General features: G+C 37.5%; 17 protein-coding genes and 5 pseudogenes. 16 read left to right on the plus strand and 6 right to left on the minus strand.

Going from position 1 to position 21,425, the window contains the following annotated elements; translation table 11 throughout:
- Positions 1-75: 75 nt before the first annotated feature.
- From INT04_RS08545 to INT04_RS08555, 3 genes and pseudogenes are all read right to left on the minus strand, one after another.
- Positions 76-2,538, minus strand: a complete 2,463-nt coding sequence (locus INT04_RS08545) for a DNA cytosine methyltransferase (protein WP_193015713.1) — start codon at positions 2,536-2,538, stop codon at positions 76-78.
- Between the two features lie 336 nt (positions 2,539-2,874).
- Positions 2,875-3,222 (minus strand): hypothetical protein, encoded by a 348-nt coding sequence (locus INT04_RS08550; RefSeq protein ID WP_193015714.1) that lies wholly within the window; start codon positions 3,220-3,222, stop codon positions 2,875-2,877.
- A 155-nt stretch (positions 3,223-3,377) separates the two neighbouring features.
- Positions 3,378-3,494, minus strand: a pseudogene (locus INT04_RS08555) (IS30 family transposase); the annotation flags it as partial.
- 67 nt (positions 3,495-3,561) lie between these two features.
- Here INT04_RS08555 and INT04_RS08560 point away from each other — a divergent pair.
- Positions 3,562-4,094: pseudogene (locus INT04_RS08560) on the plus strand (transposase); the annotation flags it as partial.
- Between the two features lie 633 nt (positions 4,095-4,727).
- Here the strand turns inward: INT04_RS08560 and INT04_RS08565 are convergent.
- From INT04_RS08565 to INT04_RS08575, 3 genes are all read right to left on the minus strand, one after another.
- Positions 4,728-5,045, minus strand: a complete 318-nt coding sequence (locus INT04_RS08565) for a hypothetical protein (RefSeq protein ID WP_193015715.1) — start codon at positions 5,043-5,045, stop codon at positions 4,728-4,730.
- Between the two features lie 235 nt (positions 5,046-5,280).
- Complete coding sequence (locus tag INT04_RS08570) at positions 5,281-5,490, minus strand: helix-turn-helix transcriptional regulator (protein WP_193015716.1); 210 nt, start codon at positions 5,488-5,490, stop codon at positions 5,281-5,283.
- Positions 5,491-5,595: 105 nt separating this feature from the next.
- Positions 5,596-6,183, minus strand: coding sequence for an inovirus Gp2 family protein (locus tag INT04_RS08575; protein WP_193015717.1), 588 nt, complete (start codon positions 6,181-6,183; stop codon positions 5,596-5,598).
- 407 nt (positions 6,184-6,590) lie between these two features.
- Here INT04_RS08575 and INT04_RS08580 point away from each other — a divergent pair, with 407 nt between their 5' ends.
- The 15 genes and pseudogenes from INT04_RS08580 (at position 6,591) to INT04_RS08650 (ending at position 21,386) form a co-directional block, all read left to right on the plus strand.
- On the plus strand, positions 6,591-7,550 hold the full coding sequence (locus tag INT04_RS08580) for a hypothetical protein (protein ID WP_193015718.1): 960 nt from the start codon (positions 6,591-6,593) through the stop codon (positions 7,548-7,550).
- Positions 7,551-7,610: 60 nt separating this feature from the next.
- A complete protein-coding gene (locus INT04_RS08585; RefSeq protein WP_193015719.1) occupies positions 7,611-8,483 on the plus strand; it encodes a GTPase family protein in 873 nt (290 codons plus the stop codon).
- A gap of 91 nt (positions 8,484-8,574) precedes the next feature.
- On the plus strand, positions 8,575-9,000 hold the full coding sequence (locus INT04_RS08590; RefSeq protein ID WP_193015720.1) for an antirestriction protein: 426 nt from the start codon (positions 8,575-8,577) through the stop codon (positions 8,998-9,000).
- Between the two features lie 13 nt (positions 9,001-9,013).
- Positions 9,014-9,850: pseudogene (locus INT04_RS08595) on the plus strand (DUF932 domain-containing protein).
- Positions 9,851-10,061: 211 nt separating this feature from the next.
- On the plus strand, positions 10,062-10,769 hold the full coding sequence (locus tag INT04_RS08600) for a helix-turn-helix transcriptional regulator (protein WP_193015721.1): 708 nt from the start codon (positions 10,062-10,064) through the stop codon (positions 10,767-10,769).
- Positions 10,766-10,942 carry a hypothetical protein gene (locus tag INT04_RS08605; protein ID WP_193015722.1) on the plus strand — a complete coding sequence of 59 codons (177 nt, stop codon included), beginning with the start codon at positions 10,766-10,768 and terminating at the stop codon, positions 10,940-10,942. Before INT04_RS08600 ends, INT04_RS08605 begins: the two co-directional genes overlap by 4 nt.
- 4 nt (positions 10,943-10,946) lie before the next feature.
- Positions 10,947-11,420: a hypothetical protein gene (locus tag INT04_RS08610; RefSeq protein ID WP_193015723.1), complete on the plus strand. Its 474-nt coding sequence runs from the start codon at positions 10,947-10,949 to the stop codon at positions 11,418-11,420.
- Positions 11,421-11,570: 150 nt separating this feature from the next.
- On the plus strand, positions 11,571-12,059 hold the full coding sequence (locus INT04_RS08615) for a hypothetical protein (protein ID WP_193015724.1): 489 nt from the start codon (positions 11,571-11,573) through the stop codon (positions 12,057-12,059).
- A 64-nt stretch (positions 12,060-12,123) separates the two neighbouring features.
- On the plus strand, positions 12,124-12,576 hold the full coding sequence (locus tag INT04_RS08620) for an IrmA family protein (protein ID WP_193015725.1): 453 nt from the start codon (positions 12,124-12,126) through the stop codon (positions 12,574-12,576).
- A gap of 397 nt (positions 12,577-12,973) precedes the next feature.
- On the plus strand, positions 12,974-14,323 hold the full coding sequence (gene drt2 / locus INT04_RS08625) for an antiviral reverse transcriptase Drt2 (RefSeq protein ID WP_226894034.1): 1,350 nt from the start codon (positions 12,974-12,976) through the stop codon (positions 14,321-14,323).
- A 266-nt stretch (positions 14,324-14,589) separates the two neighbouring features.
- A pseudogene (locus tag INT04_RS08630) lies at positions 14,590-15,044 on the plus strand (tyrosine-type recombinase/integrase); the annotation flags it as partial.
- Positions 15,045-15,503: 459 nt separating this feature from the next.
- Positions 15,504-16,763 carry a DNA cytosine methyltransferase gene (locus INT04_RS08635; RefSeq protein ID WP_193015726.1) on the plus strand — a complete coding sequence of 420 codons (1,260 nt, stop codon included), beginning with the start codon at positions 15,504-15,506 and terminating at the stop codon, positions 16,761-16,763.
- 2 nt (positions 16,764-16,765) lie between these two features.
- A complete protein-coding gene (locus INT04_RS08640) occupies positions 16,766-18,811 on the plus strand; it encodes an ATP-binding protein (protein ID WP_193015727.1) in 2,046 nt (681 codons plus the stop codon).
- A 1-nt stretch (position 18,812) separates the two neighbouring features.
- Positions 18,813-19,982: a PP_RS20740 family protein gene (locus INT04_RS08645; protein WP_193015728.1), complete on the plus strand. Its 1,170-nt coding sequence runs from the start codon at positions 18,813-18,815 to the stop codon at positions 19,980-19,982.
- A 295-nt stretch (positions 19,983-20,277) separates the two neighbouring features.
- Positions 20,278-21,386: pseudogene (locus INT04_RS08650) on the plus strand (IS3 family transposase).
- The last annotated feature ends 39 nt before the right edge of the window (positions 21,387-21,425 follow it).

The following is a 21,425-nucleotide window of genomic DNA, read 5'->3' on the forward strand; positions in this document are numbered from 1 at the left end:
AAACATATACACCTTTTATTAATGTTCAACTATCAGCTCACCATACGATTTTGTGAACTGATAGTTGAGACGTTACTAACGCTTCACCCCAAAGTAATTCACCGAAATACTATCGATATTCATTGAACGAGTGCCGTAGTTTCTGGCAATGCGATAAAACTTATTAAACTCCGAGCTTGAGAAGTAATCAATATCATAATCGGTGATCACATCATCAGTGTATAAGATCGCCGCAGAGCCGTCAGTAACGCAGCCTTTGGGTAGGCGTGTTGCGCGTGGGTTATAGGTCAGGTTCGGAACAAGTATCACATTTGTATCTAGATATTTTTTCACAGCTAACTCAGATATGTCATCCACATAACAATCGTAATTTTCTATATCTTTGATATATCCATGGCCAATATTACGCGACTTGATCACGCGATATTTACCCTGCTCTTTGGTGTGCTTCTTAGTAATTTGGCGGTCGCGAAATACTTTAAACTTACCAAACTCTAGAGTCTGGAAGATCTCATCAAACCACTCATTGCGATACAGCAACCAACTGTTGAAGTAGTTGTGGGTGATGTAATCTTGTTCAAGTTCAAAGTAAGACTTGTTAAGGTAAGAGTAAACGCTCACCTGATTGTATCCTTGAGACTTGGAAGTTGTATAAGTGACTGAAATGGTTTCAATTTTCACATCAAACGCTTTTTCATTGTAATCATTGACATGTAGCAATGTATGCGTTTCTAGCAACTTTCGCGTTTTCATATATTCCGGCGCATTTAGTAGCGCTTTCGGTACAATCAATGAAACATGTTTGCCCAACTTGCTACATTTCTCGATAAAAAATGAGAAAATGTTATTAGTAACTTGGTTCGCTAAACCACGACGATACTTACTAAGTAGACTGTTATCTTTAATTTTCATATACGGTGGATTACCAACAACCACATCGTAGGTTTTGTTGGTTTCTAGCAGTAAGAAGTCTTCATTAAAGAAATTGATTTCTACATTATCGAGCGAGATATATTTTTTTATCAGTAACTTACAAAGCTCAATCGAATCTTTATTGATGTCCACGCAATCAATGATCAGCTTTTTACCTTGATACTTTTTGATAATTTGATGCAGGAAGTTACCCACACCAACTGCAGGCTCTAGTACGTGCAATGTATCAGAACTAATCTCTGGCAACGGCGCTATGGCGGAAAAACAAATCTCTTGATCGGTGTAATATGCGGCAGTATCAAGCCTTTCTGCATTAGCTAGCTCGCAGATTTTAAACATATCTTGTGGCGTGAAATTTTGCCAGTTCTGCTCAACGAAATTGTAAAGTTTCGTCACGTCTTCCAAGTGATGTTCGTGGATTGTATCAACGATCTGTTTTTTAGATAAACGAGGAGGTGTCAACCCCATGATCTTACGTCCTATTTCACAGAACACTTCACTAGGTACTGCTTCACCTAAGCATTGACGAATATTGATATCAGTCTTCTTTCTAAACTGATTTTTCACATCATAACTAGCAGTATTGGCAGGTACAGTACCACTTGGGAACCATTTAAAAGACTCAGGGATCGACATCATCAGCATCAATTCACGGATACTGAAGACGCGGTCATCCACTGGATGGACCGTGTTTTGGCTTGGTAAACAGTCGTTACGTGTGTGAATACAAGGTGCTACCTTATCCCAAAGCTGACGCTGATACTTATCGCCATTTTTGCTTTGGTTCACCACAATTTGTCCATCGACAATTTTGTGCGGCTTTAGCTTATCGTCGGCATTATCAAATGCACTCTTGCCGTATGGAGTAGCCTTAATCCATGGCAACATTTCTTCTCTATACGGCCTAAATGAGTGGAAGAAATCATCTTCCGAAAATTCACCCATCTCTTTTAGAGATGGTAAGTGACCAATAACGTCTTGCAGTGTTTTTTCGGGGCGGAAATCTGGATAGAGATCGAGTGGTGTCACGCCTTTTTGATCTCTTCTAACGCCGATAACAAGAGTACGGGTGCGACTTGAGTTCGCGCCGTAATTCTTGAGGTTAAGAACTTTGCTTTCGATCTGGTAGTCCGGGCCCAAGTTGGTATAGATTGCCTCTTTGATTGGCTTATCGACACCATCGAGATCCGTACACACAGATTTAAGAAATGCGCGTACGTTTTCAAAGATAAAGAACCTTGGTTGCAGCTCTTTAACTATCTTCAAAGACTCAACAACTAATGAATTACGCCCAAGCTCCTCATTTTTCTTATGGTTGGCCACACTCATACCTTGGCACGGGGGCGTCGCCACAACGAGGTCAATATCTTTGAGCTTTTTACGCTGCTTGTAGGCATCTATTTCACCATAAAGCCTATCATGCGTGTCTTTTTGAGTAAGATCACCACAGATGTATCCGGAGTCATACTCACATTTATTGTTGTATTTTTGGATGTTTAAACGCTTTTCTAGCAGTTCAGCAGTAGCGATACATTTAAATCCGAGTTCTTTTAAACCGAAGCACCCAATTCCCGCAGAACTGAATAGGCTGACGTACGTAAGCATGATATACCCTCATTCATTGACTGGCACAATCTAACACATCCTACTTTAATTTGAAGGGGTTATAAATATTTATTTTATAAGTAATTGATTTAAAATTATTTATTTTTTATCGTGGGTTTTCCATTGTAAGAAGGAATTAAAAAGCCAGCATATTACTGGCTTTTAGAATAAGGTGGGAATGGGTGAAATTGAACCACCTAAAGCTTTGCTAACAGATTTAAAGTCCGTTCTCTTAGGCCATTCAGCCCCCTCGAAAATGTACTCACATAATAAAGAAATATTTAGATGGAGTACATGGAAAAGCTTTCAACTTCAGTTCAAGTGTCTAAATTTGTATCATGCACTATACCCGTCATCGAAATCTTGTTGAAGCTCAACTGGCACAGTAGCTTTTACCGAATGATAATCAGGAGCAGACTGAAAGCTAAAGTTATGATGTTCAGTCAAATACTCTAGGTATTGGTTGCAATTGATGCGACCTAAAATGTTACCGATACCAGCACTTACTCGATCAGTATATAAACTGCTAAACTCAGCGAGGCGATCAAAAACTTGAATACGGCACTCATACCCCCAAGCACCTTGGTTTTGGTTGTTTTCCAAAACTAACTTGCAAGCTTGAGTTTCAATTGCACGAACTAAGAAGCCTAAAGCATAATAGAAGTGTTGCTCGTCCGAAAACATCAAATAGGGGCTACGAGAGCCAAAAGATAACTTCATAATGTCTACCCTATATTATTAAGTTCAGATACAGTAGCAACATGAGCTCGTGATTTCCGTGATGAGAATTATATATCAATAATTTATATGTAAATTCAATCTATCAACGCAATACCCTTTTAAAATATCTCTTTCGGTGTTTTGAATTTCAGTGTCTTTCTGGGTCTGTTATTTAGCTGAGCTGTATAGTGATCCAACTCATTTTGAGTATATTGGGCAAGGCATGTTTTTTTGGGACAGTGAATCGTCCCAGGTTTAACAGACACATCAGAGTCATCTAGAATGGCTTAAAAGAACGTACTCATGAGCGGCAAACGTTATCCCGAAGAATTTAAATTGAAACGGTCAAACAGGTTGTTGATCGCGGTCATTCTGTTTCCAGCGTAGCAATACGTCTTGGTACCACTATCCACAGCCTCTATACCTGGATAAAAACATATGGCCCGGACTCATCCTCCATAAGGCCCAGTCAGATACTCAGGCTGAGATTCGACGGCTCCAGAAATAGCTGAAGTGGGTTACGGACGAACGGAACATATTAAAAAAGCCGCAGCGAACTTCGTAAAGCTGTCCAGCTGAGGTACGACTTTATCCGTGATAACAACCATTACTGGTCTGTCCGTCTGTTCTGTCGGGTGTTGGATGTGCACCTAAGTGGTTTGTATGCCTGGCTTCAGCGGCCGCATTCACGATGACATCATACAGATCTGAAACTGATGGGGAAGAGCAAACAGTTCTGGCTGGAGTCGGGCTGCGTTTATGGGTATCACAAGATCTATATGGACTTTCGGGATGCCGGGCAACAATGTAGTGTTAAAAAAGTCTGGCGGTTGATCGGTAAGTGTCAAGATAGTTGACACCCTTTGTTAATTTAAGAAGCCTGTTTTTCCCGCTCCAGATTCAGGGTAACGATCTCTTTCCTCTGCCAGTTCAGACTCCGACTAGCCGGCTCTTGTCGCTTTAAATACCGCATCACGCTATGTCAGCAGTGCGATATCATTCCCTCTGTACAGCGTTGTGACGGTGTGACATAGCCGATACCGCTGTGCAGATGACTGTCGTTGTACCATCGGGTAAATTTTTCCACTCATTCACGGGCTTCTGTTAGTGTCCTAAAGCCTGATGACGACCACTGCAACACGTATTTCAGCGTCCGGAACACCGATTAAGTATACACATTATCATGGATCACAAGCGGCCGACTGTGGGACGGTGTAATACACTTCATAGCCGATGATTTTCCGGATGTAAATATCAATAATACGATACAGATAAAACTAGCGTCCACGCACCATGGAGGGCAGCCAGGTGATGTCCCATATCCAGACCTGACAGGGGTTGTCGACGATATAGGTCAGAGGCGGAGTCCGTTTCAGCAGTTGCTGACGACCTCGGTGATACACTTCATGATTCCGGTGCAGCAGGTGGTAAAAGGGGCGATTCACTCGCCAGATATATCCCCTTATCCGTCAGTTTCGGTACGATTTGGGATGGTGGCAGGCGTAGTTCCACTTCACGGCTGGCAACCGCCCGTTTTCCCTTAATAATCGCTGAGTTTCTCGAAGCACCAGTATCGCCGTCGCCACAAGAGCTTTCTCCTTGCGGAGCAGTTCACGCATTAACGGTTTGTTTTCTTTGAGGCTCTGTTTCAGTGCAGCCTTATCTCCGGGAGGGGAGACCTGCAGGAACCCTTGTTTCCACTGCACCAGTTGTTCCGGATAGAGCCCTTTTTTACGGCCGTATTCGGCGACTTCGACTTCGGCTTCACTGAGCGTCGCGGTTTCCACGATAGCCGCAAAGCGGGCTGCCGCCGGCTACTGTTCTGTATTTTTATCTGCACCGGGCACGGATTTTCCTTCTGATTAAGCCTGGCTCCGCCAGCTATAGAGCGTAGCTTTGGCTATTGTTGATAATGGTGTAGTAATGCTTCATGGCGTGAATGATGCTTTTTCATCATTGAATTTCCGAGGTGATTTAAAAGCTAATGCTATTGGTATGGAATGAGAGGGGCGGTGTGATGGGTTAAGCTCTGGATTCAGCGATACGTTCCTGTAGCCAATTCTCGACCTCGCTCTTTAACCAGCGAGAGCTACGCCCCAGTTTTATCGGTTTTGGAAACTCCCCATCTTGGATCAATTTATAAAACCATTTGTCAGTTAGCCCAGTTAAACGGGTTATAAATTTCATATCAACGCATTGGTCATCTAATAAGAGAATCGCTTGAGTGCTCATTATTGAACTCCTGTCTTTAAAGTTAAAAGGCAGAAGGGATATCTATGAATATTTAGGGATATCTCTCTTCCAAAAGATATCCCCTTCATGTTTTTTATTGGTAAGTTAACGGCTACATCCAAATGAACGCTCGCCATCACCATAATATTTTGTATGTTCTTTGGCTAAGTAACGACAGCGCTGGTTTAATTCAAAAATAGAGTTTTCATTGTAGGTATTACTATTATCTAGCCAAGTAACAGCTTTATCTGGAATTTGAACTGAATAACGATCAGTAGGGTAATCAATACCAATAGCGCAGCACCATGCTTGCTGTATTAATGCGTATAACGTTCCTTCCGTTTTCTTAAAATCCCCTAAACCTTTATAAACGTCTTTGTTCAATAGTAAAAGCACATGGTAGTGCTTTCTATTCTTTATCTCACCGAATTCTCTAACCCATACATAAAACAATGAGCATGAATGGTTTCGCTTCCATGCTTTATTTTTACGTTTTAGGTCAGCTTCTATTTTAGCTTTTAATGATTCAAAAAATCGAGTAATAACGCTGGAATCATTAAAGTTAAATATATTTGATGAAGGAAAGCGCAAGTCCACTCGAATAGCAGCAACACGATTGTGTGTTAGGAGGGATTTACGGATCGTGTGGTTTATTTTCTGAATGTAATGCTTATTGTAGGTGTAACTAGACATGATTGATACCTTTGGTTGGTTTTTAATTCATATCTAGAATCGATCTTGTTAAAAATATGGTTCATCATTCATAAATGGTGGCTTATCTAAATTACGTGATAAGTGACAGGGTGATTTCTAATAATCAATGAGTGACTATATTAATAATAATACTATACCAACACGCAAATCTTTACTCACACACTCTGTGTAGCCGTCATTAATGGCTATACGCACAGCCTCGCTCATTTTATCTACTCTGATATTAGTTTCTTTGGCTTTTAGCTATACTTGATATTATTTTCTTGCTTCATGTCACGATATACAAGCTATAAATGACCTATGATGACGCCATCAATGCTACGTAAAATACAGTGTTAGTCTGTGCTATAGTTGCTTACTAAATTGAATGGGATAAGGTGATAAAAATGGAAGCGAGTATAAAAATCCAAGTTAATTCTAATTATCTAAAATATAGAAGAATTTATATTGCTGAATATCTGCTATATAAGGAAAATAAAAATTTCCCTCTTGGTCTTTTTTTCAATAAACAATTTAATAATGATGAAGGGGAAATAATTTCTTTAATAAGTGATTTTTTAAAAAGAAATGAATTTCATGATGATAGACTTTTTAATAGGGTTGATTTTTTTCTTCATGTGAATGAACTAAATGGAAAGGATTATTTAATGGATAAACGCTTTTCATTTTTGGTTATTAATTATCTAATGAAAATATACAATTATAATTTAAAAAATGGGGCTTTTCCTCCTTCTATTATTACCACTGAAAATTTCTCGCCTATAGATATATACTCATTAAATGGCGAAGATATGCCTTTTCATTGTATGATGGCATTACTTGATTTTATCACTATTTTTATTGATTACAAAAAAACCATTACAGATATAGAAGAAATGAAAGAAACATATCTTTCATATTTTCAGGAATATCAAAACCCTTTTTCTTTTTTACCTAAAAATAGAGATGCATTAGATTGGATAGTGTCTAGAATGAAAGATAGCCAAATAAATATTTGGCGTGATAATGATGTTAATGTTTTAATTAGAAATGATGGATGGAAATGTGTTCTTTCATGTTTTGATGTTTTTTTATTTCTCCGCATAAGTGACTCAAAAATATCTGATGTTAAGCTTTTTTTATTGCGAACAAGAAAGGCATGGAGTCAAAAGAAATTCCGTGATGGAGTTAAAGGTAAAGAGGTATTGAATACCTATATATCTAAAGAGTCAAAGTTAAAATTAAAAAAAATAGCAAAGCATCATAATAAAAATATTAATGAAATTATTGAGGCTATGATTGATCAAATTGACTTACCAGAGGAACCATTAGAAAAGTTAATATTGGCAGCTAAAAAGGAAAATTAAAAAAATTACAGATATATATTATTAACTTGAATAGCCACAATGATTTTTCAAGGAAGTAATATGAACGAACATCCTGAATTAGGAAGGGTGATATCTGCCTTTCCTATTTCATTTAAAAATCTGTTTTTCAACCAACTCAATCACCTAATCAACTATTCCCCAACCATCGGCCTAATGGGTAAAACAGGTGCTGGAAAATCCAGTCTGATTAATGCTCTGTTTCAATCCCAACTATCGCCTGTGAGTAATGTTTCCGGCTGCACACGCCAAGCACAGCGCTTCAGTATGACGATGAACAGCCATACACTCACCTTTGTTGATTTACCGGGTGTAGGTGAAAGCCTTGAGCGAGATAGAGAATACCACCAGCTCTATCGTAACTTATTGCCAGAACTGGATTTAATCATTTGGGTACTCAAGGCAGATGATCGTGCATGGTCTTCAGATGAACAGTGTTATCGCTTTCTCACTGAGCAATGTGGTTATCAACCAAACCGCTTTCTATTTGTGCTGAACCAAGCTGACAAAATAGAGCCCTGCCGACAGTGGGATGAACAGTACCACCAGCCATCCCATGAGCAAGCGGCTAACTTGGAATTAAAGCAACAAGCAGTGATAACAGTATTTAAGCCGCATCATCCTGTGATGACCGTTTCTGCGGCAGAAGGCTTTCAACTCACTGAATTAGCAGAGCAATTAATACAGGCGTTACCAGCGCAAGCCAGTAGCGGTGTCGCTAGGCAACTGAACAGCACTTACCGGACGCAATCTGTGGAAAATTCTGCACGTAACGATTTTGGGCAATGTGTCAGTGATATCGTCGATACCATAATCGATATTATTCCATTACCCATATTGATAAAACATACGATCAGCACTGTCAAAAACAGCATCGTATCCGTCGCTAAATCCCTGTGGAGTTTTTTCTTTTAACTTCTTAAATTAACGCAACATTGATGACATCAAGCGCCAGTCCTTAACGGGATTGGCGCTTTTTTATTTCTTTTTATTGGAGTATCAACTAATGAATCATTCAACCGAATCTGCTATCACAATGGAATTAGTCCCTGATGAACAACGCCTTGATTTTTGGTTCAACCATTTTGGTGCAGTGAAAGGCTGGGCTACCTTTGAAGTGGTGATCTTCACCACGATGGGCCAATTCTGCGATGAGTATCATGGAGGTTACTGGGAGTACGGCTCGCTCAATAATGGCGGTGCCTTTATCTATCCCGATATCAACGCAGACACCTTAGCCCTATTCAACATGCACAACGGCAATGAAGTCACCGTGAGCCAAGAGGCGGCAGGAATTGCGGTGTGTCTGATCCTGTACAGCATCTGGTCGTTCCAAACGGAAAGCGAAGTGATGTGCGACCGCTTTTATCAGTTGCGTGACTACGCTTCACAACATCCCGAATCCGCTGCTATTTTCCACTTAATTGATTAATCAGGAGTCTATCATGAGTTTATTAGCTTCGCGTTTTGGTTCTGCTAACAGTATTCGTCGTGAGCGCCCACTGACCATCGAAGAGTTATTCCGTACTGTACCGAGTGTGTTTTCTGAAGAAAAACACGATTCACGCAGTGAACGATATACTTATATTCCTACCATTACCTTACTCGATAGCCTGCAAAAAGAAGGCTTCTACCCGTTCTTTGCCTGCCAGACTCGAGTACGTGATGTGAGCCGTCGAGAGCACACAAAACATATGTTACGCCTGCGTCGTCATGACCAAATCACGGACGTACAAGTCCCTGAAATTATTCTGCTCAATAGCCATGACGGTTCGAGTAGCTACCAGATGTTGCCGGGACTCTTTAGAGCTGTATGCTCCAACGGTTTGGTGTGTGGTGATGTATTAGGTGAAGTGCGTGTGTCCCATAAAGGGGATGTGGTGGGTAAAGTGATTGAAGGAGCGTATGAGGTACTCGATACGTTTGAGCAGGTCGCTGAAAAACGCGAAAGGATGCAGTCTTTATTGCTACCTCCACCCGCCCAGCAAGCCTTTGCTGAAGCGGCTTTGACCTACCGCTTTGGTGAAGAATTCCAGCCCGTCACGCGAGACTAAATTCTACAGCCTCGACGCTTTGAAGATAAGAAAGAAGACCTTTGGACGGTATACCAGCGTTTACAAGAAAACCTGATTAAAGGAGGATTATCAGGCAGAACCGCAAAAGGAAAACATGCCCGCACTCGTTCGGTGAATGGGATTGATGGCGATATCAAACTCAATAAAGCCCTGTGGGTGATGGCGGATACTTTATTTAACCAACTTGCCCCCCGCCAACCCAACTAATTTTCCCGCCCTGACAGGTTGTGTCATTACGCCTTACTTTCTTATTGTTCAAATAAAAAGCATAACGTTATTTATCAATTAATTACTTATAGTTATTTTTCATTAAAATGCCTAATGAGAATTTTTCCCAACAGACATAACCTGTCAATTCCCTAAGTTAAACTCCCTCACTTCTTAATTTCCTAACGTCTGTTATTGAGAGCAATACGTTATGTTTCAGACCAACCGAAAATATGACCGCATGGCTGTGCGACTCTCTGCGCTGATTGCCCGCTTAATGGCAGGAGAAAGCCTTGTGCTCTCATGTTTAGCCCAAGAGTTCAATGTTTCTGAACGCACGTTACAACGGGATTTACGTGAACGCTTGGCTTATTTGGGTGTAGAAGGTCGGCAAGGTTGTTATCGCTTGCCCATCAATACGCTAAAAGCTTACAGAGACAAAGATGTTCTTACCTTTGTGAAACAGATTGGAATGACGCGATTGTTTCCGGGGCTAGACAGCCGCTTACTGGGATTACTGTTAACCCAACAACCCCATGCGCCTTGTTTGATTTGGCACCACGCCCATAAGATTTCGGCTTTACATGCCGACCATTTCTATCAATTGGTGTATGCCATTACCAGTAAGCAATCTATTAGCTTACTTACGCCTGAGCGTCGCTTTAATCCACTACAACCTTATCAACTGATTTACTGTGAGGGTCAGTGGTATTTACTGGCTGAATACCACCAGCAAGTGCATGTCTTGTTGTTAGAGGATATCCAGCAAGTTCAACCGCTCAATACCCCCTTCACACCGAAACACGCAGTAACGCAACTGTCACAACAAAACAGTTTTATCGCAGCATTACCTCATTTTCGATTGATATCACAATTACTTACCTCTCTTCCATCACACAAAGAAAGGAGCCGACCATGACGTTATTAACCCCACTAGCATCGCATCCAACACATTGCCCTCACTGTTCTTCTGAGCAAGACATCATTGCATGGGGCGCGGGGTGGATGTGCCGCGATTGCGGTCACGAATGGATCATGCCTATTCAAAATCACCCTCATACCGTGAATTCATCATCACATAAGGAAGCTTAAAAATATGAACACCGTTTCACACTTACAACTGGGTTTAGAACGCATCGCTATCGTTATCAGTATCTTGTTATGCCTTTGGATCACAGGGGTATTACTAACACATTTCCAGCTTATCGCCCTCATCATGAACCCATATGGGATCACATTGATGTACTTCGTTTTATATCTTTTGGCTTTGGTTATCCCACAACTCTTGGCGCAATTGGGCTTATGGGTTTTGAGTGCCTTTAAGGGGATTGATTATAAAATCCATTTCAACCCCAAATTAATTGTCATTATCTCGTCCATCATTATCGGATTAGCCCTCTCTAGTCTACTGATTATCATGTCATCCAGTTGGCTATACGGTTTTACTGAAGGTATCGCCACCACGATATTGCTAGTTGATTTGCTGATCGCCACTGGTATTGCCTTTTATCTTCATCGACGAATTCGTCACTGGCTTTCAATGCGACTAAACCGTCAACCATTACATTAAACATGATCAGCAATTCTTGTTGTGGATACCTTATTCACCATTCACCAGATAACCACCGAATACGCCATATCAGGGAAAACCAAGCACCCATTAGACGGTGTTCATCAAGCGTCAATCTGACGTTTCTATTTATGTTGATAGGAATTTATAATGAAAAAATATGTATTTGTAGCTGTATTAGCCTCACTGTGGTTGATGACATCACCCGCCTCTGCCACCAGCCAGCCCCCTAAAAATACTATTTGGGAATATAAAGGCGATGGTGATAAAACTTTATGGCAAGTATGTGGGAGCCAAAACAGCAGCTGTAGGATTGTAGGCTCAACCAAGCATTATGTTGCTGTACTGAATCATAAATCCGCGTCAGGTTGTGCATTTGGTGATTTTTATATCGTGGCAAAAACTGACGGAAACTGGCAACAACGCGATACGGGCACTTGTAGCCCTAACGCCTATATCCAAAAAGGGACGATTAATAATGGTCAGTACTCTTCGGTCGATGTTGGTGTTGGCGGGACGATTGTAGCTCGTTACCCCATTGGGTATTGGAGTATGCAAAAAGAGTTCTCAGGCAAGAACCGACCACGCTGGAAAGAAAAAGACCGTACTAAAGGCGGATTGCAAACCAACCAACAATAAAAAACATTCTCGCTACCGTTACTTGTGGTAGCGAGGACGATACAAGATAACAAAAGGAAATGTAATGAATGAGATAAAAAGTGTATTTGCGATAGGATTATTGGCATTCAGTGCATTTAGCTTGGCTGAAGAACAACAGCGTTATGCAAGCATCACACATACTAGCTCAAATTTTATTAATCAAGGCTACTGTGGTTATTCATTTACCCTCGATAATGGCGGTAACCATATGGTTCTAGACCACGCGGAGTTTGGTGCGCTTGAACTCACGCTGCGAATGAAAGATGGGCAAGGAAAAGTATTAAGAGATACGGTACTGGAAGTGGAACCTTTTGGCGATTCTAGCGCAACTCGTGCCACTTTTGCAGGATTGGAAATTCCGTGTGAGGATGTCGCTGAGTTTGAAGTCGTTAAAGCAGCGGAAGATCAGAACGGGCGTAAGGTTGAATTGCCGCTATCTATCTTTCAAGCCAATAATCCAGAGTTGGCGAAGATGTCGGTACATAAAAGTAAGTAGTGATTTATCGTAAAATAGCCTACTAAAATACCAATTTATAAAGAAAAATCTAAATTTAATAGTAGTGTATACTATTAAATATGGAATCCTTTTACTTTTTGAAATCCTTATAATTTATGGTCTTGTTATGATGTTGCACTTTATTTTGTCTGAACGTATCATTACAGGGCTTTATGTGTAGTCATAAAGGTTTATAACAGATTGTCAATGTATTTGTTCTTCCGTCGGAAGAACACGCACATCGTCATGAAGCGTAAGATTAATAAGGTTATCATAATCATATAATTCTCCTCGCAGATTATATTATAAATCATTTCTAATAGTACGCGGTGAGTGCTCTTTAAGAGCCAGATGATTGGTTAGGCCAGTTAGTTAAAGCCCAAGAGAAAACTACGGAATGGCCGCATATCCACTTCTCTTGGGTTTTGCTAGAGTTATGATGAAAAAATCAGAACTACCATCATGGTACAAAAAAAGAAATTATCTTCATTTTGATGAAGCAATTAGTGCTAAAAAAGCTAGCAGCATAGTAACTAACAAAAAAATTGTAGCATCACATGCTTTTTTCCCTTTTATATCATACGAATTTAGCCTTAATAAATTGGATAGAGATTTAGCTACCGGATGTTTGTATAGAAAACCGAAGCAACGAGAAGTTGCTTATTCATCCCACATTGATAGCCATATTTATGCATATTATTCAGAAAAGTTATCTGAATTATATGAAGAAAAGTTAGTTAAAAAAGGGTTAGATAAATCAATACTTGCTTTTAGAAAACTTGATGGAAAAAGTAATATCCATTTTTCTAATGATGCATTTAATTATATTAGATCTAAAGGTGAATGCACTGCTGTTGCGTTAGACTTCTCAAAATTCTTTGATACTTTAGATCATGAAATTCTTAAACAAGAATGGTGTAATTTATTAGAAGAAAAGTTCCTTCCTAATGATCATTATAATGTATTTAAATCATTAACCAAGTTCACAAAAGTAGATAGAGGATTATTATTTCAGGAGTTCAGTATATCTCCATATACACCAAAAGCTAATGGAAGATGTCGAGTATGCTCATCTCAAGATTTTAGAACAATAGTAAGAAAGAAAGGTTTTATTCAATCAAATCCGAATGGTAAAGCAGGTATACCACAAGGATCTCCAATTAGTGCTTTGCTTTCAAATATCTATATGCTTTCATTTGATGAAAAAATGAAAAATTATGTTGATTCTATTAATGGTATATATTTTCGCTACTGCGATGATATGTTATTTATTGTTCCAAGCTCTGAACGAAATAATGTTGAAATGTATGCAATTAAAGAAATAGGATCTTTGGTTGTTAAAATTAATAATGAAAAGACAGAAATCCGTGATTTCAAATATCAAAATGGAAAACTCTGCTCATATGAAGATGGAAAGATTAAACCACTTCAATACTTAGGTTTTTTATTTGATGGAAATTCTATTTATTTAAGGTCTGCTGCCCTTGCCAGATATTCAGAAAAAATGAAAGGTGGTGTGAAATTAGCTAAAAGCACTATGAATAGAAAAAATAAAATAAGAGCAAAAAATGGCGAATTAGAACAAACTATACTATATAAGCGTAAGCTACATCGGCTTTATTCTTATAGAGGAAAGCGTAATTTTTTATCCTATGGTTATAGGGCTGCAACAATAATGAACTCGAAGAGTATAAAAAAGCAGTTAAAGCCATTATGGGCACGTCTTAAAGATGAAATTGATAAATGATAACATTAGTGTCTTATCTTGAATGAATAGCTTAAAGTAAATTGAACAGAATTTCATTTGTTGGTACATATGTTGGTATAAATAAATTTATACTTTTATATTTTAATTTAGATCATTAGGTTAAGTGTTATGTGCGAGTCCGGCCTTCGCCCCAAAAATCAGACGTTAAAAGCGTCTTTTTTTATGCCTGAAATTTATGGTTTGTGGGGTGTTACCTACCTTCCAGTTATTCAAATTACCTCCATTTGAACGTAAAGTGATATAGGGGATTTAAATATTCTCATTGCAGATCAAAAATGTGTTCCCCCTTCATTTAGTGCCTTTAAGCCGATAAACCATTAAGATCTTAAAACAGGTCTATCAATTCAGCGGTAATCACGATCTGATCTTTATAGGCGATCATAATTCAAGAAAACCAATGAGTGAAAACACGGTAAACAACGCATTACGTGTGATGGGCTATGATACTAAGACGGAAGTTTGTGGGCATGGTTTTAGAACAATGGCGTGTAGTTCGCTGATTGAGTCAGGCTTGTGGTCGAAGGATACTGTAGAAAGGCAGATGGGCCACCAAGAACGTAACTCAGTGCGGGCGGCTTATATTCATAAGGCAGAGCATATTGAGGAAAGAAGATTAATGGTGCAGTGGTGGGCGGATTATTTGGATGTGAATAGGGCGAAAGAGATTTCGCCTTTTAGTTTTGCAAAATTAAATAATTGAGAAAGACCACTTTAGTCTCTTTTACTGAATTGGCTTTGATTAGGCCCTGCGTTTCTTTAGACGAGGTTTTTTGTATAAAAAATAACCATTATGGAATTAATGATATTATTGTTTTATAATCAAAAAGTCATCTAACCTATCATTCTGTTTTATTGGGTTGTATTAGGCTAAGGACTGCCTTTTATTTTTTATGTTGTAGCTGTACATGACCAGTAAATAAAAGTTTATTTTAATAGAATGTTGGTCAGCTATCGAGAGGCTATTTTTTGGTAGTTATGAAATAACTTATTTATAAGCTTGTTAAGTTAATTTATAGCATTAAACTCATCTGAAAAATGTAACCATAGATAGAAAATAAATGGTTCAGGTGCTATTTTTTAATTAAAAATTAGTCAACTGCGCCTGTCTTAACTAGGTTTTTAATGAATGCCAAAATCTATAGTGAGAGAGTTATTGTAAATGTTATGTAATCTTAAAAATAATAAAAAATCATACATAGATCTCTTTTCTGGATGTGGAGGGCTTTCCTTGGGATTAGGGAAAGCCGGCTGGGAGGGCGTTTTTGCTGCCGAAAAAGATGAGATGGCTTTCAAAACCTTTGCGCATAATCTCATTGAAAATGAAACGTCACACTTCAATTGGCCAAAGTGGTTACCGAAAGAAGCAACTACAATACAAGATTTGATTTCTAATTATTCAAAAGAGCTTTTGCAGTTGAAAGGTAGAGTTGATTTAATTGCAGGTGGCCCTCCATGCCAAGGATTTTCATTAGCGGGGCGTCGTAATGTAAAAGATCCTCGTAATATGCTGTTTAATGAATATCTTAAGATGGTAAAGATCATCGAGCCTAAATACGTACTTCTTGAAAATGTTAGAGGCTTTAATTCGTCTTTTAAACCCAGTCATGGCGAAAAGGCTAGGCAACCTTACTCAATGATAGTCAAAAAAAAGTTACAGAAGCTAGGATATATTGTTTATTTTGATTTTGTATGTAGTGCTAAATTTGGGGTCCCACAAAATAGAACTCGATTCATTATGATTGGGATAAAAAAAAATAAAATCAATAAAGAGATGAATAACCCATTTGAATTACTTGCAAATTTACGGGTAGATTTTTTAAGGGAAAACAAGCTACCTTTAGAACCTATTAAAGTGAGTGATGCCATTGATGATCTTCTGCTTAGTAAAAATAACATCATTTATCATTCAGGTACAAAAGAAAAAGGATTTAAGAAAATTGATTATGCTATACCAGATGAACAAAGCTTATATTTGAAGTACCTTAGAAAAGGCGATGAGAGAAAAAAACCGAATAGTCTCAGGCTTGCGAGGCATAAAGCTAAGACTATCGAAAAATTCAAGCTTATACAGAGTATTTGTAAGCCAGGAATAAGTTTGGACGATGAAATGAGACTTTTAGTTGGTACAAAGAAACAGGCTATTACTGTTTTGAATGCGAATGAACCTTCGAAAACATTAACTACTTTACCTGATGATCTATTGCATTATAGTGAACCACGAATATTAACTGTTAGAGAAATGGCTAGGATACAATCATTTCCAGATAGTTTTGATATTTTAGGTAAATATACTACGGGTGGAACTAGACGAACACAGGAATGTCCAAGATATACTCAGGTTGGAAATGCAGTTCCTCCTTTACTTGGTGAAGCTCTTGGATATCTAATAAAAAAAATAGATTCCACAATTAAGGGCTAATTATGATAGGACCTGATAATACGATTGAGCAGGAGCTCATAAAGAATATTAGTGAGGGACTGCATCAGTCTACAAAATTAGAAACTGATGATAAAGTTCTGGCAAGAGTTACAGATGGTATTTATAGGCTTCCAGGTTCAGCAATAAGAGAATTAATCTCAAATGCTTATGATGCTGATGCGGAGAATGTTTATGTTGAAACTGATGTTCCTCGATTTAATTCTATGACTATCAGAGATGATGGAAGCGGAATGTCTATTGATACCTTGGTTAACATGTTACGACATATTGGGGGAAGTGCAAAAAGAACTAATAGGGGTATTACGCTTAAGGTAACTGATAGTGTTGATACATCTATAAGCGCTATTAAAAAAAGAAAATTGATAGGCAAAATTGGTATTGGGCTATTCAGTGTTGCTCAATTGACTAGAGATTTTGAAATCATTACCAAGCAGAAAGGTAACGATTTCTATCTTAGGGCTAAAGTCCAACTCTTTAACTACTCAGATGAAATACCAACACAAGAAAAATTAGATGGAGAAAGAGGGAAAAGTTTTCAAACTGGTAATGTAGATATATGGACTGAAAAAACTGAAAATATTGATGCTCACGGTACAGATATTTTACTACATAATATAAAAAAGAGTGCACGGGATCAATTAAGAAGCGTAGATATTTGGGGCCAAACGGAAAATGAAACCATAGCTGATGAGCATCAAGATGATGTTCTTGATTCATCAAAGGCTATATTACCAGATTTTCATGTCGGATATCTTTCCAATGACAAAGATGGCACTGCAACTTATACCAGTAATTCAGATAGAAAACCTTCACTTCCTTGGGATGAATCAACACACCCAGATACAAAATTTTTAAATCTATATGAAGGGATTTTAAATAAGACAAAAAATGCCGTCAGTCCAAAATTAAATTTTATTTTAGATAATTATCTAAATATGATATGGACTCTTGGATTATCTATTCCTCTAGAATATATTGAGAAACATCCATTTGAATTAAATAAAAATGAAATTTCTGACATCTATGCTTTGAGTAACAAAAATAGAGGTCAGGCAGAAGATTTATTCGATAAAATAGAAGGTAATATATCTATAGGTGACGCACTAGAATTTAAAACACATAAAATAAAATATGATTTTAATGTTTATATTGATGGTCTGAAATTATTTAGACCAATTAAGTATACTGACCTCCCACAATCAAAAGCGATGGTGAAAAAACCAATTATGTTTGTTGGTAAGTATAGACCAAATTTGGGTGGAGTTGATGTAACAGACTCGGGAGGAGACTTAGAATTTGAAGCATATGTTTTTTGGACACCTAAAGTTAGTCCTAGAGATCACAATGGCTCTCTAATAAGAATACACAATGCGTCAGGTATTCTCTTTGATGAAACATTTATGAAACATCAAGTTGCAGAATATACTATAAAAAGTCAATTAATAGCTGAAATATTTGTTAGTAGAGGTTTGGAGTCAGCTTTAAATATTGATAGGGAATCTTTTAATATAGCCCATCCACATTACCAAATAGTAATGAGATGGCTCCATGGTGCCATAAGACAAGTAGTTAATAAGTATAAACAAATTAAAAAAAACACTCAGTCAAATATAAATATAGATATAGAAGATGCTTTTACCTCTTCGCTAAATAAGATTGTTGAACGCTCTTATAAAAGTAATCTTAAGGACCCGCTAGAGAGATCAAACTTAGTATTGATCGATGATGATAATAATATAATAGATGATAGTAATAATATTGAAATTTTGAATAATGAAAATATAGTGGATGAGCAATTTACTCAGTCTTTAGATGAAGTCTATGATAGTTTTATTGTGACTAAATCAAAATTAGATGAAGTGTTATTTCCTATAAAAAAGCAAAAAAGTAAAAAAAGAAATCTTATTTCTAGATCTCAGGCAATACTGCAAATTCTTGAGTCTTATAATTTATTAGAGAACTTAACAGTTGAAAAACAAGAGCGTTTAGTTTTAGATTTGATAGAAGTCCTTAGTGTGGAGATATAATATGAACCTCTTTGATTCTGATGATTCATTATTTGATGTAGAGGATATTACTGGTAAAGTTTCTCACTCCACGAAGAATGAGTTTATGCCTTGGCACAAACCGAGAAAACAATATATTCGAGATAAGCAATGGCTTGAACACTTAATTCGCCTTATTCGTTGCAATCAATTTCGTCATGTTGATACAATTAATTATTTTGGTTTACCCGGTGGGGATCTACTAGATATCAATTTTATACATAAAGGATTGCATCGTACTTCTAAGTATATCGGAAAAAAATTAGGTTTTCATGGGATTATAGATAGTGTTGATGATTATAATAAAGCTCAAGGTGAATTTACGAAACTTTTAGATATGGATGATATATCTAACGAGTCTCGGTTAGATAATTTTAATTTTGAAGACCTTAATAAACTGGACTCTGTAGCATGGGCGAGGATAAAAAATTTTGGAACTTATCATTTTATTAATTTAGATTTTTGTAATAATGTTCTAACAAACAAAACTCTACCTTCGTTGCTCTATCTTCTACAATATCAAATGCAAAAGGCAATAGGAGTACCTTGGCTGCTTTGTATCACAACAAGATTGAATAAAGATAGTGCGAATGCAGATATCATTGGAAAGTTTCAAAGCGTCATTGAAGAGATTGTTCAGGGAGGTGAGCTTAGTGAGAAAATTAAAGCTTGTTTTAACGAAGCATATGAATGTATGTGTACTTTAGATGATTTGAATAACTCAGATGATAAACTGCTAGTGAACCAAATATTGCAAATTTGTTTAGTTTTATGGGTTTTAAAATCAGCAGTTTCTCTGAATAATAAAATTGAATTGAAAAGTAGTTTCAAGTATTCAGTAGATCTCTTTAATAGAGATGCTGATATGCATTCATTTGTATTTTTTTTCGAAAAGCCTGAAGTGTTAATTCCTGATTGTACCGGTATTGTTTCTATAGAAAAAACAAAAAATATTGATATTAATTACGATAATTTAGCTTTATCTGCAATTGACAAACTTAGTGGTACTCTTGACGTTGATGCATACTTAGATTCGAGGCCTGAAGAGCTTGATAAATATGCAAATGAAATGATGGAGTTACTGAGTAACTGTGGTTATAACGTCTCTCAATATAAGAAAACCATGAATGAACATTATGGTTATAATGTTTAGTTTAGTTTGAATGTATTTTTAGGAGTGTTAGAAATTTTATAACTTTCGTAATGTAAGCATTAGCATATGCTAATGCTTACATTAGTGCTTTGGATTATTCTAGATAGCTAAGTTCATCTTTATATGGCATTAGAGGCTCGTATAGTTGATGATAGGCTTTTCCAATAGCCCCTCGAAATTGAATTAATTTAGGCGGTTTTTCACCTATTGAGACAATATGTTGGATAGTGTCCACTTCCCCTAAAATAAGACAGCTATAATTAGATTTTCTGCCCCTAAAATTGCAGAGGTCATCATGAAAAAAGCGCGTTTTACTGAAACTCAAATCGTTAATATTTTAAAGCTCGCCGATTCTGGTATGAAAGTATAAGATATTTGTCGTCAAAATGGGATCAGTAATGCCACTTATTATAATTGGAAATCTAAATAGAGTGGTATGGAAGCCAATGATGTTAAACGATTAAAAGAGTTAGAACAAGAAAATACAAAACTTAAAAAGATGTTTGCGGAAGTGAGTCTTGAAAACCATGCCATGAAGGCGCTTTTCGCAAAAAAGGGTTGGTGATGACCGAGAAAAAATCAAGTGCACTATCGCTTATTCAAGCGGGATTGTCGGTCATAAAAGCGTGCAGATTAACCTCGTTATCTCGAGCTACTTTTTATCGAAAAACGCAAAATTGGCGTGAGAAGGACAAAATCGTCATCGATGCTATTCAAGCGGTGCTCGCTAAATCGCCTCAATCGGACTTCTGGAAATGTTATTTTCGACTACAATATCAAGGCTATCTATTTAATTAAAAACGAGTTTATCGTGTTTATTGTCGCTTAGGGTTAAATTTAAAGCATCGAGTTAAGAAAAGACTTCCAATGCGTGAAAAAAGGCCATTAGACGTTGAGAAAATGCCGAAGATTCAATGGGCATTAGATTTTGTGCATGACAGTTTATATTGCGGTAAGCAATTTAGAACATTGAATATAATTGATGAAGGTACACACGAATGTCTGGCTATTGAAGTCGATACATCGTTGCCAGCAGAGCGCGTGATTAGAGTGCTAGAACGTTTAAAAATAGACAGAGGATTACCAAAACAAATACGGGTGGATAATGGACTGGAGCTAATATCAGTTAATTTATTGAATTACTGTGAAAATAATGACATTAAATTATGCCATATTCAGCCTGGTAAGCCACAACAAAACGGATTTATCGAACGCTTTAATGGGGCTTTTCGCCGAGAGTTTTTAAATGCTTATTTATTTAAATCACTCAGTCAGGTCAGAGAAATGGTGTGGTTTTGGCAGCAAGATTATAACCAAAACCGAACGCACGAAAGTTTAAATAATCTCCCACCTGAGGACTATCGAAAACAGTTAGAAAACTCTAATTTGGTTTGTCTTAATTAATGGGGAGTGGACAGGAGCTATTCATACCCATAAGGCACA

The organism is Proteus sp. FME41, assembly GCF_014897315.1.
In the GTDB taxonomy this organism is placed as follows: Bacteria; Pseudomonadota; Gammaproteobacteria; order Enterobacterales; family Enterobacteriaceae; genus Proteus.